Origin of the sequence: Vibrio fluminensis, assembly GCF_015278125.1 — a bacterium.
Classification (GTDB): Bacteria; Pseudomonadota; Gammaproteobacteria; order Enterobacterales; family Vibrionaceae; genus Vibrio; species Vibrio fluminensis.
In genome coordinates this window covers 1-1,179 of the sequence record NZ_JADILO010000072.1, presented here as the reverse complement: position 1 = coordinate 1,179, position 1,179 = coordinate 1, and the positions used below count along the sequence as shown (strand labels likewise).

The 1,179-nt window shown below is 46.9% G+C and carries 1 protein-coding gene; it reads right to left on the bottom strand.

Translation table 11 applies throughout. The features are described from left to right. Positions 1 to 1,179: elongation factor Tu (tuf, locus tag IRQ95_RS21875; RefSeq protein WP_194439905.1), on the bottom strand; the 1,179-nt coding region annotated here is incomplete at both ends.

Genomic DNA, 1,179 nt, shown 5'->3' with positions numbered 1-1,179 from the left:
CGAAGATCTTAGCAACAACACCAGCACCTACTGTACGGCCGCCTTCACGGATCGCAAAACGTAGACCTTCGTCCATTGCGATTGGCGCGATTAGCTCAACAATCATTTGAATGTTGTCGCCTGGCATTACCATTTCTACGCCTTCTGGTAGAGAGATATCACCAGTTACGTCAGTTGTACGGAAGTAGAACTGTGGACGGTAGCCTTTGAAGAATGGAGTGTGACGACCACCTTCATCTTTAGAMAGTACGTATACTTCTGACTCGAACTTAGTGTGTGGAGTGATTGAACCAGGCTTAGCTAGTACTTGACCACGTTCAACGTCATCACGCTTAGTACCACGTAGAAGTGCACCAACGTTCTCACCTGCACGACCTTCGTCAAGCAGYTTACGGAACATTTCAACACCAGTACAAGTAGTAGTTGTWGTATCTTTGATACCAACGATTGCTACTTCGTCACCTACGTTTAGGATACCGCGCTCGATACGGCCAGTTACTACTGTACCACGACCTTGGATTGAGAATACGTCTTCGATTGGCATTAGGAATGGCATATCGATTGCACGCTCAGGTTCTGGAATGTAAGAATCTAGAGCTTCTGCAAGTTCTACGATCTTAGCTTCCCACTGCTCTTCGCCGTTTAGTGCGCCTAGTGCAGAACCTTGGATAACTGGTAGGTCATCACCTGGGAAGTCGTATTCAGAAAGAAGTTCACGAACTTCCATTTCTACTAGTTCTAGTAGCTCTTCGTCATCAACCATGTCACATTTGTTCATGAATACGATGATGTAAGGGATACCAACCTGACGGCCTAGTAGGATGTGCTCACGAGTTTGTGGCATTGGGCCATCTGTCGCAGCAACTACAAGGATACCACCGTCCATCTGTGCAGCACCTGTGATCATGTTTTTAACATAATCCGCGTGTCCTGGACAGTCTACGTGTGCGTAGTGACGTGATGGAGTGTCGTACTCTACGTGTGAAGTAGAGATAGTGATACCGCGCTCACGCTCTTCTGGAGCGTTATCGATAGATGCGAAGTCACGAGCAGCACCGCCGTAAACTTTTGCAAGAGTAGTACAGATAGCTGCAGTTAGAGTTGTTTTACCGTGGTCAACGTGGCCGATAGTACCAACGTTTACGTGCGGTTTTACACGTTCAAATTTTTCTTTAGACA